This is a genomic window from Chryseobacterium sp. SIMBA_028 (assembly GCF_046535285.1).
Taxonomy (GTDB): domain Bacteria; phylum Bacteroidota; class Bacteroidia; order Flavobacteriales; family Weeksellaceae; genus Chryseobacterium.
In genome coordinates this window covers 1-245 of sequence record NZ_JAWRWZ010000689.1, presented here as the reverse complement: position 1 = coordinate 245, position 245 = coordinate 1, and the positions used below count along the sequence as shown (strand labels likewise).

The window sequence follows — 245 nt, the reverse complement described above, 5'->3', positions numbered from 1 at the left end:
AATCATTTATGGAATCAATATCGGTTTTTGAGATTATTAAAGTAGGAATAGGCCCGTCCAGTTCACATACCATGGGGCCATGGAATGCAGCATCTGCATTTATCAGGATTATAAAAAGAGAAAGATCAATCGCTGAAGTTAAAGAAGTTTTTGTTGAATTTTTTGGTTCACTTGCAAAAACGGGAATCGGACACGGAACAGATATCGCAGGAATGCTTGGGTTGAACGGTGAAGATTTTAAAACG

Annotated in this window: 1 protein-coding gene; it reads left to right on the top strand. The window is 38.0% G+C overall.

Annotated elements, in window-relative coordinates; all coding sequences use genetic code 11:
* Positions 1–8 precede the first annotated feature (8 nt).
* A partial coding sequence (locus SCA31_RS25005) for a serine dehydratase beta chain (RefSeq protein WP_410699645.1) occupies positions 9–245 on the top strand: 237 nt, incomplete at its 3' end.